Annotated in this window: 11 protein-coding genes; 9 read left to right on the plus strand and 2 right to left on the minus strand. The window is 56.9% G+C overall.

Translation table 11 applies throughout. The features are described from left to right. Nucleotides 1–235: 235 nt before the first annotated feature. From R2940_09370 to R2940_09390, 5 genes are all read left to right on the plus strand, one after another. Nucleotides 236–721, plus strand: a complete 486-nt coding sequence (locus R2940_09370; GenBank protein ID MEZ4599988.1) for a TerB family tellurite resistance protein — start codon at nt 236–238, stop codon at nt 719–721. 23 nt (nt 722–744) lie between these two features. Further along, on the plus strand, nt 745–1,353 hold the full coding sequence (locus R2940_09375) for a class I SAM-dependent methyltransferase (protein ID MEZ4599989.1): 609 nt from the start codon (nt 745–747) through the stop codon (nt 1,351–1,353). Continuing rightward, on the plus strand, nt 1,340–3,157 hold the full coding sequence (gene recQ / locus R2940_09380; GenBank protein ID MEZ4599990.1) for a DNA helicase RecQ: 1,818 nt from the start codon (nt 1,340–1,342) through the stop codon (nt 3,155–3,157). Before R2940_09375 ends, recQ begins: the two co-directional genes overlap by 14 nt. Before the next feature lie 31 nt (nt 3,158–3,188). After that, on the plus strand, nt 3,189–4,022 hold the full coding sequence (xthA, locus tag R2940_09385; protein MEZ4599991.1) for an exodeoxyribonuclease III: 834 nt from the start codon (nt 3,189–3,191) through the stop codon (nt 4,020–4,022). 249 nt (nt 4,023–4,271) lie between these two features. Further along, entirely contained in the window at nt 4,272–4,883 is a 612-nt protein-coding gene (locus R2940_09390; protein MEZ4599992.1) for an OmpW family outer membrane protein, read from the plus strand. 175 nt (nt 4,884–5,058) lie between these two features. On the opposite strand, the gene R2940_09395 is transcribed toward R2940_09390, so the two are convergent. Beyond that, the gene (locus R2940_09395) at nt 5,059–6,342 is read right to left on the minus strand and encodes an OmpA family protein (GenBank protein ID MEZ4599993.1); all 1,284 of its coding nucleotides are present in this window, start codon (nt 6,340–6,342) and stop codon (nt 5,059–5,061) included. A 236-nt stretch (nt 6,343–6,578) separates the two neighbouring features. Here R2940_09395 and R2940_09400 point away from each other — a divergent pair, with 236 nt between their 5' ends. Together R2940_09400 and R2940_09405 are read left to right on the plus strand one after the other, a co-directional pair. Next, on the plus strand, nt 6,579–8,282 hold the full coding sequence (locus tag R2940_09400) for a DUF6178 family protein (protein MEZ4599994.1): 1,704 nt from the start codon (nt 6,579–6,581) through the stop codon (nt 8,280–8,282). 276 nt (nt 8,283–8,558) lie between these two features. After that, entirely contained in the window at nt 8,559–8,762 is a 204-nt protein-coding gene (locus tag R2940_09405) for a cold-shock protein (protein MEZ4599995.1), read from the plus strand. A 155-nt stretch (nt 8,763–8,917) separates the two neighbouring features. Here R2940_09405 and rlmD read toward each other — a convergent pair whose 3' ends face one another. After that, the gene (rlmD, locus tag R2940_09410) at nt 8,918–10,306 is read right to left on the minus strand and encodes a 23S rRNA (uracil(1939)-C(5))-methyltransferase RlmD (GenBank protein MEZ4599996.1); all 1,389 of its coding nucleotides are present in this window, start codon (nt 10,304–10,306) and stop codon (nt 8,918–8,920) included. Nucleotides 10,307–10,475: 169 nt separating this feature from the next. Here rlmD and ispG point away from each other — a divergent pair, with 169 nt between their 5' ends. After that, nucleotides 10,476–11,558: a flavodoxin-dependent (E)-4-hydroxy-3-methylbut-2-enyl-diphosphate synthase gene (ispG, locus tag R2940_09415; protein ID MEZ4599997.1), complete on the plus strand. Its 1,083-nt coding sequence runs from the start codon at nt 10,476–10,478 to the stop codon at nt 11,556–11,558. Nucleotides 11,559–11,824: 266 nt separating this feature from the next. Continuing rightward, complete coding sequence (gene pgi / locus R2940_09420; GenBank protein ID MEZ4599998.1) at nt 11,825–13,468, plus strand: glucose-6-phosphate isomerase; 1,644 nt, start codon at nt 11,825–11,827, stop codon at nt 13,466–13,468. Nucleotides 13,469–13,606 lie beyond the last annotated feature (138 nt).

Here is a 13,606-nt window from a genome sequence, read left to right on the forward strand (position 1 = left end):
GTGTTAAGAGTGCTAATATATATAACAAGTAATATAGTTCTGCGCAAGACGTTTTCTTTCACCCGTTGGTCTTTTCCGGAAAATTTGGCAGGAATTGTTGATTGACAGAAGGAATTCCGCTACCCATAATGGCGGAAACGCCATTTTCCCTGTCAGCCGTCAGGGGAACAATCAAGGCGAATTCATAAGCCAAAGGTCCTGAGCAAATCTGCAAGGCCTTGCGGAGATAGAGGGCATGCTAAAAAAACTCGGTCGCTTGTTGCAACCGAAAAATGGTGCCGAGTCGGAAAACCGGTTCGGAAATCTGCACCTGGCGCGGGCGGTGCTGCTTCTGGAAATGGTCCATGTGGATTTTGCCGGGGAGCCGATAGAGGAGGAGTTTGTGTTTCATGCTTTGCGGGAAGGCTTTGACCTGACTGGTGAAGAGACCCGGCAGCTCCTCGCTCACGCTCGGCAGGAGCGGGAAAAAAGCCTCGACCTGCACCAGTTCACCCGACAGATCAACGAGGCCTGTTCCCGGGAGGAGAAGACATCCCTGCTCGAAACTTTCTGGCGATTGGCTCACGTCGATGGCAAGATCGACAAGTACGAGGAAGCCCTGATGCGCCGCCTGACAACGCTGTTGCGTCTGTCCCACCGCCAGATGATCGAGGCAAAACTGAAGGTTCGTGAAGAACTGGGGCTGCGGCGCTCGGACGGCTCGATCCGACCCCTTTCGTGACGCCCGGCCGGGATCTCCTTCATATGGCCTCCTGGGCCCAATCCCTGCTGGCGGAGGTTTTGAGTCCCGGCGAACTGGCGGTGGATCTAACCGCCGGTAACGGTCGCGATACCTGCTTTCTGCAACAGATCCTCGGTCCGCAAGGACGGATCCTGGCTTTCGATATCCAGTTGAAAGCTCTCGAAATTACCGCCGGCCGTCTTGCCGGCACCGCGGCGCGGATCTTCGGTCCCTCGCCGGCAGATCCCGGACACCCCGTGATAGCGGGGATTCATCTCATCCACGCCTGTCATGGACAGTTGGCTGACTATCTCCGGGAGCCGGCGGACGGAATCATCGCCAACCTCGGCTATCTGCCGGGAGGGGATCACAGGGCGAAAACCGTTGAGGCGACCACCCGGCAAGCGCTGGAACAGGCCCTTGCCCTGCTTAAACCCGGCGGGCGTTTGGCGGTCGTGGCCTATACCGGCCATGAAGGCGCAGGAGAGGAAGCCGAAAGTGTGGAACGGATCTTCTCAAATCTGTCTCCCCGATTCTGGAATGTTTTACGGCTGACCGCCGCCAACCGGTTTCGAGCTCCGTTTCTGCTGGTGGCGGAAAAACGCATCGACCCAGGCCATGACCCTGAATGATCCCACCCTTCAGAGCACCACTCCCCTCGACACCCTGCAGCGGGTTTTCGGCTATCGCGCCTTTCGCCCCCACCAGCAGGAGATTGTCCAAGGGCTCATCGCGGGGAACGACACTTTCGTGCTGATGCCTACCGGTGGCGGAAAGTCTCTCTGCTATCAGATCCCGGCTCTCCACCGGCCTGGAATCGGCATCGTGGTCTCCCCCCTCATCTCCCTGATGAAAGACCAGGTGGACGCTTTGCGCGCCAACGGCGTAAAGGCGGCTTACTACAATTCCTCGCTCGGTCAGCGGGAATCCCGGCAAGTTCTCCGCCAACTGCATGGCAACCAACTCGATCTTCTCTACGTCGCACCCGAACGTCTGATGACCGAAGGTTTTCTTGAGCGCCTGAAAAACCTGGAGGTGGCGCTGTTTGCCATCGACGAGGCCCATTGCGTGTCCCAATGGGGCCATGATTTCCGTCCGGAATACATTCAGCTGGGCGCTCTTCGGCGGCATTTTCCTGAAGTGCCGGTCATCGCTCTGACCGCGACTGCCGACGAACAGACACGCCGTGATATTCTCGAGCGGCTTGGATTGAAGAACGCCAGGTGTTTTGCCGCAGGCTTCGACCGGCCGAACATCCGCTATACCGTCGTGCAAAAAAATCGTCCGGCGGACCAGCTCAGGATATTTCTGGAAAGAAACCGCAACCAGCCGGGCATCGTCTATGCCCTGAGCCGCAAGCGGGTGGAAGAAGTGGCGCAGAGGTTATGTGACACGGGTTTGGCGGCGGCTCCCTATCATGCCGGGCTCGGGGACGGGGAACGGCAGCGGGTGCAGGAGGCTTTCCTGCGGGACGACCTGCAGATCGTGGTGGCCACCGTGGCCTTCGGCATGGGCATCGACAAGTCCAACGTCCGCTTCGTGGTCCATTACGACCTGCCGAAGAATATCGAAAGCTACTACCAGGAAACCGGCCGCGCAGGCCGCGACGGTCTTCCCGCCGAAGCCCTGCTGCTGTTCGGCTATGGGGATATCGCCATCAGCCGGGGTCTGATCGAGCAGGGTCGCAATGAACGCCAGAATCGCATCGAGCTTCACAAGCTGCAGGCCATGGTCGCCTTCGCCGAGGCCCTGACCTGTCGTCGCCGCGTTTTGCTCGGATATTTCGGGGATTCCCTGGAGGAGGACTGCGGCAACTGCGACATCTGTCTGGATCCTCCGGAAACGTATGATGCCACCCAGGATGCGCAAAAGGCCCTGAGCTGCGTTTATCGGGTCGGGCAGCGTTTTGGGGCGGGTCACGTCATAGACGTGCTGAGGGGGGCCGAAACCCAGCGGGTGCGTAATCTCGGCCACAATCGACTCTCCACCTACGGCATCGGCACCCATCTCGGCAAGGATGAATGGGGCAGCCTGATCCAGCAGCTGATTCACCGGGGTTATTTGATTCAGGATGTTGGAAACTATTCGGTTTTGAAGTTGACCGAAGCCGCCCGCCCCCTTCTGCGCGGGGATCTGAAACTGCTGCTGGCCCGCCCCCGGGTGAGGATCGCTCCCGCGAAAAAGTCCGCGGCCAGAAGCGCTGTTTCCAGGGATGGCGACCCGGGCCTTTTCGAAGCCCTGCGGCGCCTGCGGAAGCAGATCGCCGATCGCGATGGGGTGCCCCCCTTCGTCGTATTCACCGATGCCGCCCTCGCCGAAATGTCTGCGGAAAAACCCCTCGACGACGCTTCTTTTCTGGGAATCAATGGTGTCGGGCAGGTCAAGTTGGAGCGGTACGGAAAGGATTTTCTGGATCTGATCCGTTCTTTTGACTGAATTTCATTTCTCGCCCATGTGAAGAATTTTTATGAAGATCGTCAGTTTCAATATCAACGGCATCCGGGCCCGTCTGCATCAGCTTCAGTCGATCATTGAACGGCATCGACCGGACATCATCGGTCTGCAGGAAATCAAGGTGCAGGACGGCGATTTTCCCATCGCCGCCATCCGGGGTATGGGCTACCAGGTCCATTTTCACGGGCAGAAGAGCCACTATGGCGTCGCTCTGCTGTCAAAGAGCGAGCCACTCGCAGTCGACAAGGGTTTTCCCGAGGACGGACCGGAGGACCAGCGGCGTCTCATCGCCGCCGACTATCCGTTGCCGGACGGCACCCGGCTGCGGGTGGTCAACGGCTATTTTCCCCAGGGCGAAAGCCGTGGTCATCCGGTCAAGTTTCCGGCCAAGAAACGTTTTTTCGAAAATCTGCATGCGCTTCTACACCAGAAATTCCACCCGGAAGATAAGCTGGTGCTCATGGGCGACGCCAATGTCGCTCCGGATGATCTGGATGTCGGAATCGGTGAGGATAACATTCTTCGATGGTTGCGCAGCGGCAAGTGCAGTTTTTTGCCGGAGGAGCGGGACTGGCTGAAAAAACTTCAGGATTGGGGGCTGGTCGATACCTTTCGCCTCAGATACCCCACGATCTGTGACCGTTTCAGCTGGTTCGACTACCGCAGTCGCGGCTTTGAGCGGGAGCCCAGAAGGGGTCTGCGCATCGATCTGCTGCTGGCCACCGATTCCCTGGCCGTCTGCTGCTCTGATTCAGGCATCGATTACGATATCCGTGCCATGGAGCGGCCCTCTGATCATTGCCCGGTCTGGGCTGAATTCGACCTTCCAATTCGGCTTTCGTTCTGAAAATTCAAACGAATAATATCCTATCTCAACGAAAAATAACCTTTCCTGGCCGGCTCCCTCTTTTCAAACGAGGGATGAATTCCCCGAAAAAGGTTGACAATTTAAGGCCAAAGCTGGTATTGACCAAAGCGTTTGAGCGTTACCTTTTTGTTAGGTCACAGTTTGAATTTCATGTGGAGATGGTGTCGGGACGGCGTGGGGTCGTTCTCGATTTGTCGTAAAAAGATGGAAGGTCTAGGAGGAAAAATCGTGAACCGCAAACAGATCGTATTGGTTGGCGCCCTGTGCGCCGCAGTATTCGCCCTGTCCCTGGTGTCCAACGCCATGGCCGCAGAAGATTTTGAACGCTGGAGCGTCAGCACTCAGATCATGTATCTCGACGTAGATCTTGATGCTGAACTTCTTGATGTAAGTTCTGAAGACGCCATGACTGGCGGTCTGGTGGTGGAATACTTCTTCACCCCCAACATCAGTGCTGAATTGGTAGCAGCGGTTGCCCATCTTGATCTTGAAGTTCGTGGTGTTACTGACGGTGAGACCTGGGTACTGCCCCCCTCGATTTATGCCAAGTACCACTTCATGCCTCAGGCAAAAATCAGCCCCTATGTCGGTGTTGGTCTCAACTGGATGTACTTCTGGGACACCAACACGGATGCCACCGATCTCCATATCGACAACAGCTTCGGCTGGAACGCCAAAGTTGGTGCTGATATCCAACTTTTTGACAACGTGTATGCCAATGTCGATATCATGTATCTGAACAACGAAACCGAATTCGACACCGGTCTGCCTGGAGTAAGAAACCTTGATCTCGACGTTGAAGTCTGGAGCTACAACGTTGGCCTGAAATACCGCTTCTAAGATTTTAATTTAAATCGCTGAAGTTCGAATGGCCGGTCCAAAGGACCGGCCATTCTTTTTGACAAAGTCCCTGGCGTCTTTTCAGTCCCTTATGTCCTATGGCCTTTGAATGACGAGCAGCAAAAAAAGGCCGGGCATGTGCCCGGCCTCCTCTGTCAACCTTGTCAGTTGTCAACTACCCGGGTACCACCATACAACAGACAATTTCCACCCGGCGATTGCGCCTTCGGCCCTCGGCGGAACCGTTGTCCGCGATGGGAACCGACTCCCCGTAGCCGCGAGCATGCAGCCGGCTGCCGTCGATGTTGAAGTTTTCGATCAGATACGCTCGAACGCTTTCCGCCCGGCGCAGGGACAGGTCCCTGTTGCGGGATGCGGAGCCCGTGGCATCGGTATGCCCGGCGATGAGAATTTTCTGGTCCGGGTATTTTCGGACAAAGGCTGCCGCGCGGGCCAGTTCGTCACGATAGCCTTGTTTGATATCCGCCTGGCCGACATCGAACCGGATCGAGAGGGTGAGGGAAACAGGGCAGCCTTTATCGTTCACCATGACCCCTTTGGCCGTGCCGGGGCAATTGTCGAGAGGATCGAAGACACCATCGCCGTCACTGTCCCGCGGACAGCCTTGCCGATCGACGCTGATGGAAGACGGAGTGGCCGGACACCGGTCGACGTGGTCCGGGACGCCGTCGCCATCGGAGTCTCTGGGGCATCCCCGCTCATCCACCGGAATCCCTTTCGGAGTTCCGGAACAGGCGTCGAGGTCGTCGGGAACCTTGTCACCGTCGCTGTCCGGCCGGCATCCGGCACTGTCGACAGCAGCCCCTGCCGGCGTCCCCGGGCACTTGTCGATGCCGTCATGAACACCGTCACCGTCACTGTCCAACGGCTGTACAATGGGAGCTGGTGTTTTGTCCTGCCCGCCGAACTGATAAATGAGTCCGGCCGAATAGATGAAGTTGTTTTGAGGGTCGCCGAAAGCGAAAATATGCCTCAGGTCTCCGCGAAAGGCCAGTGAATCGGTCAGGAAATACTTCAGGCCGACTCCGTAGTTGAGAAGAAAATCGGTGTTGGAGCGGTGGCGGTCGGGATCAAGGGTGATTCCGCCCAATCCGCCGGCAATGAAGGGGACCAGCGGGCTGTCGGGTATGAAGTGGTATAGGGCGTCGAGACGGTAAACCAGTCCATCGACATCATCACCGGCGCCGGAACCCGCATCCGCGTCGAAATAGTTGAGGACGAATTCGGTGCTCCAGGTGTCGGTCAGATTGTAACCGAGGCCCAGACTATAGGTCAGGGCGTCGTCGAGGTCCTGGTCGCCCTCGAAAACATATCCGCCCGCCATCGGCGAAAGCGAGAAGGCGCCCGATCGATTGGCGGCATTGGCGCCGCCGGGAGAGAGCACAAAGGTGAGCAGCACTGCCATCAAGGCAGGCAGGAAGCTTCTCAGCCTTTTCATGGGAATATCTCCTGAAACATGGGAAAAAACAAAATCAAATCAGATAATATCACTCCAGGTGGGCAATGCAAGGATTATCTGGATCCGGTGGGCGAACTTCCCGGCGACTTACCGGGACCCAGGAAGTTGCCATTCATTTGGCAAAACCCGGCAGTTCCTGGATACGCCAGGATTCTTGACCCCTGCAGTCGAGTGCATTACATTGGTGATATTCAAAGAACGGAGTTTATCAAACTATGAGCAAAATCGAGCTGCCCAAGGAAAAGCATGTGGGGCATCTGACGCTTCTTCGCCGTGCCCGAACCATCACTCCCAAAGAGTTCAATGCCCTGTCCTTTGCTGAGCGGTTGGAGATCGTTCGCCTCTCGGATGGACGAGCCAAATATAATCTGATATTGGAGGCTGCGGATGGACGGGAACTGGTTCGCGCCCTTCCCGCGCAGGACATTTACGTGCTGATCAAGGACCTGGGCATGGAAGATGTCTCCGAACTGATTGCCCTGGCCTCCGCCGAGCAGGTAACCTCCTTCATCGATCTCGATGCCTGGGACAGGGACAGCATGGATGGTAGTAAGGCCCTGAAGTGGTTGGTGCTGGCGCTGGAGGAAGGGGAAGAAAGCATCCTGCAGCGTTTCCGGGAACTCGATTTTCAAATGCTGGTTCTGATCCTCCAGAAATTCCTGACCGTTACCCAGGGTCTTGAAGTTTTGTTGGACGAAGATGCCATGCAGGAGGGGGCGGGGGCTGGGAATATTTATCAGGTCCGGTTCCGGGATTCTGAAAGTGCCAAGGTGATCGGTGAGATGCTCGACATTCTCTACCGTCGCGATCAGGCTTTCTATATGCAACTGATGGAGGGTGTCCGGAGCGAATTGTCCTCCCTACTTGAAGAAGATGTTTTTCAAGAGCGTTCACTGCGGCTGATGGATCTGGGTTTTCCTCACCCCGACGAGGTTATGGAGATCTATGCGAGGATCGATCCCCGGAGTTTCGATCCCGCCCTTTTTGACCGCTCTGTCGGCCTTTCCCAGATGGAAGGGACTCCTCCGGGGTTTGTCCTGACCGTTGGCCGTGCCCGCAATCTACTGGCTCAGGTTTTCGAAGCCGGCGTCAGCGAGAACACTGCCTGGGAGCTGAGCTTTCTTCTGAACAAAGCCATGGTGGCCGATAGTGTCGATATGGGGGAGCGCTCTCAGGTTCAGGGAGAACTGGAAATTGTTTACGGCTATCTCAATCTGGCGCTGGAGCAGTTTTGCGGGAATGATGTGCAGAAAGCGGCTGCCCTTTTCGACCGAACCTACCTCCTGGCCCTGTTCCGCTTCGGGTTTAATCTGACCCTGACATTGCAGAGTCGGGCCAGTGAAGTACGGCGTTCGACGGTGGGACCCTATCTGGATGGTCCCTATGCAGCCCTTGTGTCTGCACTGATGTCCCCAAAACCGCTCTATTTCTCCGGACTGGAGGAAGGGGGGCGTCCGGCTGTGACTCGTCCTTTCGCGTCCCTGGAAGAAGTGGAAAGGTGCTCCATCTGGTTGGAAGAGATCGAGGCCCAGCGGCGCCTGTTCGAAAAGCATTTCTCTTTCGACCTGCCGGGGCCCGACGACCTCGACCTTGCCGGCTGCCTGCCGGATGATGCACGGCAAATTACTCTCTCGGACTTTTTCCTGACCGCCCTTGCCAACCGAATTTGCGGCCGGCCCTTTCTGCCGCAGCCCGTTCCCCGGGAGGACTTGCAGCCAATTCACGAGAAGGTCAATGAAAACAGGAGAATTGCTTCCTGGTTACGGCGCGAGACCCTGACCTGGATCGATACTCTTGAATCTCAAGCTGCAAGTTTCGTAGAATTCTGCCTTGAAATATGGGATGAAGAGTTCTGCCCTCTGGATCCCGACCAGCTCGATCCCCGCTATATCGGAGGCCTTATAATTCGCATGAGCTGATTGAATTTCGATGAATTTAATCTACACTCCTGAAAGTCTTGGTTCCCCATCGGTCCGCCTTTCAAGAAAATAGCGTCCTTGAAATAAAATTCGTAAATGATGCTTGATTTAGTCTGTCACATATGTTATGAGGCTTAAATGAAGTGGCGTCCCGGTGGGGCGATCCCGCTTGTCCGGCACTCATCAGGCGAGGCGGCGCTGGCGGGTCCTTTCTTTTTTACTGGTTGCCTTTAGCAACCGGCATGCTTCACGTAAACGAGAAAAAGGAGTGAAAAGATGGCAGAAGGGGTTGTGAAGTGGTTTAATGATGCCAAGGGTTTCGGGTTTATCGAGCAGGAGGGTGGACCGGATGTATTTGTACATTTTTCGGTAATCCAGTGCGAAGGATTCAAGTCCCTGGCCGAAGGTGAGAAGGTAAGTTTCGATATTACCGAAGGTCAGAAAGGCCCCCAGGCCGCCAACGTCATAAAACTCGGATAATCCAACTTCAAATTGGCAGAAAAGCTCCGCAGCGGTCGCTACGGAGCTTTTTTCATTGGACTGGCGCACGACTCGTCCTGTCTGCACGGTTCAGTCCAGCATCTGCCGGGCTCCCGGGGAGCAGGCCCGATTCCCGATCACCGCCGCTTCGAATTTTATTTGGCGGGTAGCAGGCGAACCACCGTTTCGAGGTGCACCGTCTGGGGAAACATGTCCACCGGTTGTATCCGGTCGACCTGGAAGCCCATTTCGTGCAGAAGATCCAGATCCCGGCCCAGGGTCGCGGGGTTGCAGGAGACATAAATAATGGAGCGGGGGGACGCAGCAGTCAAAGCTTCCAGGACGTTTGCATCACAGCCAGTGCGCGGCGGATTGACCACTGCGACAGCCACCGGTCCGCCGGCGAGTTCCCCGACCAGTTCGGCAGCGTCGCCGGAAAGGAAGGTGCAGTTTTCCAATCTGTTGATCCGGGCATTTTCCCGCGCATTTCGAACCGCCTCCTCGACCACCTCGATCCCTGTAACCTTGCCGGCATCTGCAGCCAGATGGAGGGCGATGCCGCCGATGCCGCAATAGAGATCCAGGGCGTTTTCATGTTTTGCCAGAGCCGACCAGGAACGGACCAGACGATAGATGTAGGCGGCCTGTTCGTGGTTGACCTGAAAAAAGGAGGTCGGTGAAATACGCAAAGTCACATCCCCCACCTGATCGATGAGATCCGGAACCCCCAGCATGCGCATGGTGTCCCGCCCGAGAATCACGTTTCCGGTAGACGAATTGACGTTCTGCTGAACCGAGACAACCTCGGGAACTTTTCTCTGCAGCCATTTGCCCAGAGGGGTAATCCGACGAAAATCCCGTTCGGCGGTAACGAAGGTGACCATGGCTTTGCCCGAGGCCGGGGCGACCTTGATCAGCAGATAACGTAAAAGACCGCGGCGGGTCAAAGGATCGTAGATGAAGATTTTCTGCCGCTGGACTTCATCCTTGACCACCTGCATGATGCGGTTGATCAAAGGATGATGCAGGGGGCATGCGCCGATATCGACCACCTGGTGGGTCCCCCGGCGGTAAAGCCCGATTTTTAGATCGCCCCGCTCCCGGGAAAACACCAGTTTGGCGTTGGTCCTGTAGCCGAGTGATCGGGCGGCCGGCTGGATGGGAAGTGGCTCCAGTTCGAGAAGGGCGTTGTACCGGCCGAGAGCTTCCCGCAGTCGGGTTTCCTTGAAAATCAGCTGGGCCTGGTAATCCATCTGGATCAGAGAACAGCCCTGGCAGACCCCTGCCAAGGGGCAAGGTGGGGCGATGCGGTCGGTACTTGCCTTCAGCACCTTCTGGAGGCGACCGACAAGGCGCCGCTGGCCTTCATGTTCGATCCGGACCGAGACCCGTTCACCCGGGAGGGTATTGCCGACCAGCACCTCCTTGCCGGAATGGCGGCCGACGCCGAGGCCGTCCTCATTGAGATAGAGAATATCGATATCCAGAGACGGCAGAGGCTTTTGCCGTTCCTTTTTCCTGTTTCTGTCGTGAAATCTGGCCATGATGCCGTTTCCAACCTTCCGGTAGTTGTGTTTGGCGCACCTTACCCCTTCGCCGGTGAACTGTCAACGGCGCTGCTTGACTTGGCCTCCCTGCGGCCGTAAACTCGCCGAGTTCAGACTTCAGGTTTTACTGATCACTTATCACTCATTACTTATCACTGGGGTCCCCATGCGCAACAACACCCGCCGCATCCATGTCGGTAGCGTCCCCGTCGGGGCCGGCGCTCCTGTTTCCGTTCAATCCATGTGCAGCACGGATACCCGGAATGTTGCCGACACCCTGGGGCAGATCGAACGTCTCCATTCTGCCGGTTGCGAAATCGTCCGCTGCGCCGTGCCGGATGAGGAGGCGGCGCGTGCTCTGGCCGCTGTTCGCAAGGGTTGTCCCATGCCGCTTGTGGCCGATATCCATTTCGACTACCGTCTGGCCCTGTTGGCCCTGGAAAGCGGGGTGGACGCGCTGCGCCTCAATCCCGGAAACATCGGCGAGCGGTGGAAGGTGGAGGAGGTGGTGCGGGCCTGCGCCGAGCGAAAGGTGCCGATTCGGATCGGCGTCAACGGAGGTTCCCTGGAAAAGGAACTGCTGGCCAAATTCGGTCATCCGACGGCAGAGGCCATGGTGGAAAGCGCCCTCGGACACATCCGCATCCTCGAAGATCTGGGTTACGGCGAAATCAAGGTCAGTCTCAAGGCGTCCAACATCCGCCGCACGGTCGAGGCCTACCGTCTGCTGGCCCGGCAGGTGGATTATCCCCTGCATATCGGCATTACCGAGGCCGGTACGACCTGGAGCGGGACGATCAAGAGCGCTGTCGGGCTGGGAACGCTTTTGTACGACGGCATCGGGGATACCCTGCGGGTTTCTCTCACCGGCGATCCTGTGGAGGAGGTGCGCGTCGGTTGGGAAATTCTTCGAGCCCTGGAACTGCGTGACCGCGGACCGGTCTTTGTCAGCTGTCCGACCTGTGGCCGCTGTCAAATCGATCTGATCCCGATTGCGGAAGAGGTCGAGCAGCGCCTGCGCAATCTGCCGAAAAAAATAGTCGTCGCCGTCATGGGCTGTGTTGTGAACGGCCCCGGCGAGGCCCGCGAGGCGGATGTGGGAATCGCTGCCGGAAAGGGGCAGGGTCTCCTTTTCCGCCGCGGAGAGGTGGTGCGCAAGGTGGCCGAAAAGGACCTTGCCGACGCCCTGGTGGCCGAGGCGTGGAAACTGTTCGAGGAGGAAGAACCGACCGACAAGTCTAACAAATGATGCGGCATCTGGTCTTTTTGTCCAAATCGAAATCGGGATCGAAATCGAAATCGGCTTTTGACTTTAATTTAAGTCGGGTCTGACGTGATCCTGCCCCCCAGGAAAAGCTATAGGCAAAAACAAATCCGATTTCGATCCCGATTTCGATTTCGATTGGAAAAATCAGACGCAAAAACTTCTCACTGCCGGTTGTTTGACAAGTCCTTAATAGACAGGTATTAAGAAGAACGGCATCTTGAACCTTCTATCGATAAGGAGTCGAATCCGTGCTGAATCAGACCAAAGCCTGGCAGGACCTGCTGGACCATTGGCGTGAAATCTCCGGACTGCACATGCGGGACATGTTCGACCAGGACCCCGAACGCTTCGACCGGTTTTCACTTCAGCTGAAAGATATTCTCTTCGATTTTTCCAAAAACCGCATCACCGGGGAAACCCTGCAGCTGCTCTGCGATCTGGCTCGCGAAAGGGGCCTGGATGAGAAGCGGGAACGGATGTTCGCCGGTGAGAAGATCAACTGCACGGAGAAAAGAGCCGTTCTGCACGTGGCCCTGCGCAACCGGTCCGATCGCCCGATTTATGTCGACGGCGAGGACGTCATGCCTGGTGTCCGTTCCGTCCTGGCCAGAATGCGTGAGTTTTCGGAAAGGGTTCGCAGCGGCCAATGGCAAGGATTTACCGGCAAACCTGTCAGCGACATCGTGAATATCGGCATTGGCGGCTCCGACCTGGGCCCCCTGATGGTCACCGAAGCTCTGAAGCCCTACGGCCGGGATAACCTGCGGGTCCATTTTGTGTCCAATGTTGACGGCACCCATCTGGCGGAAACCCTCAAGCCCCTCGATCCGGAAACCACGCTTTTTCTAATCGCCTCCAAGACCTTTTCCACCCAGGAAACCCTGACCAACGCCCATTCGGCCCGTGACTGGTTCATGCGGGCGGCCGGCGACGAAAGGCATGTCGCCAGACATTTCGTGGCGATCTCGACCCATGCGGAGCGGGTCCGACAATTTGGCATCGACCTGGAAAACATGTTTGAATTCTGGGACTGGGTCGGGGGTCGTTATTCCCTCTGGTCGGCCATCGGCCTGTCGATCGCCCTGTTCATCGGCATGGACCGGTTCGAGGAGCTGCTGGACGGAGCCTGGACCGTTGATGAACATTTCCGTACGGCCCCCCTGGAAAAGAACCTACCGGCCGTCATGGGCCTGCTGGGAATCTGGTACGTCAACTTTTTCGATGCGGCCAGCCAGGTCATCCTGCCTTATGATCAGTACATGCACCGGTTTCCCGCCTACTTTCAGCAGGGCGACATGGAGAGCAACGGCAAAAGCGTGACCTGTTCCGGTCGAACTGTGGAGTATGCCACGGGACCGGTTATCTGGGGGGAACCGGGCACCAACGGACAGCACGCCTTTTACCAGCTGCTGCATCAGGGAACCCGTCTGGTTCCCGCAGATTTTCTTGCTCCTGCCCAAAGCCAGAATCCCCTCGGACGGCATCATGCCATTCTGCTGTCCAACTTCTTTGCCCAAACCGAAGCGCTGATGAAAGGGCGTACCGAGGCCGAAGCCCGCCGGGAGATGGCAGAGGCCGGCCTGTCCAAGACCGAGATCGAACGGCTGTTGCCCCACCGGATATTCAGCGGCAACCGGCCCAGCAATTCCTTTCTGTTCGACAGATTGACCCCGCGCACGCTGGGCATGCTGATCGCTCTTTACGAACACAAGATTTTCGTACAGGGCACGATCTGGGACATCAATTCCTTTGATCAGTGGGGTGTGGAACTCGGCAAGCAATTAGCCGGAGTCATTCTGCCGGAACTGGAGTCACCAAATCCCGCAACCGGTCACGATTCCTCCACCAATGGCCTGATCAACCATTACAAGCAGCGCCGTCAACCCGTTTAAGCCTTCCTCCCTTTCAAGGGGTTTCCCGCCATCTATTGGGTTAAGGACCGACAAGCTCCGACCCGACGACGGATCTGAGTCGATTTCGAAGGATACCGGGCCCGTTTTTGGCCGGATTCTTGCTCCTTTCCTTTTAAC

The organism is Syntrophotaleaceae bacterium, assembly GCA_041390365.1.
In the GTDB taxonomy this organism is placed as follows: Bacteria; Desulfobacterota; Desulfuromonadia; order Desulfuromonadales; family Syntrophotaleaceae; genus JAWKQB01.

Excerpts from the sequence above, each read along its gene's own strand:
- R2940_09370 (MEZ4599988.1), top strand. The coding sequence starts at position 236 with ATGCTAAAAAAACTCGGTCGCTTGTTGCAACCGAAAAATGGTGCCGAG.
- R2940_09375 (MEZ4599989.1), top strand. The coding sequence starts at position 745 with ATGGCCTCCTGGGCCCAATCCCTGCTGGCGGAGGTTTTGAGTCCCGGC.
- recQ (MEZ4599990.1), top strand. The coding sequence starts at position 1,340 with ATGACCCTGAATGATCCCACCCTTCAGAGCACCACTCCCCTCGACACC.
- xthA (MEZ4599991.1), top strand. The coding sequence starts at position 3,189 with ATGAAGATCGTCAGTTTCAATATCAACGGCATCCGGGCCCGTCTGCAT.
- R2940_09395 (MEZ4599993.1), bottom strand. The coding sequence starts at position 6,342 with ATGAAAAGGCTGAGAAGCTTCCTGCCTGCCTTGATGGCAGTGCTGCTC.
- R2940_09400 (MEZ4599994.1), top strand. The coding sequence starts at position 6,579 with ATGAGCAAAATCGAGCTGCCCAAGGAAAAGCATGTGGGGCATCTGACG.
- R2940_09405 (MEZ4599995.1), top strand. The coding sequence starts at position 8,559 with ATGGCAGAAGGGGTTGTGAAGTGGTTTAATGATGCCAAGGGTTTCGGG.
- rlmD (MEZ4599996.1), bottom strand. The coding sequence starts at position 10,306 with ATGGCCAGATTTCACGACAGAAACAGGAAAAAGGAACGGCAAAAGCCT.
- ispG (MEZ4599997.1), top strand. The coding sequence starts at position 10,476 with ATGCGCAACAACACCCGCCGCATCCATGTCGGTAGCGTCCCCGTCGGG.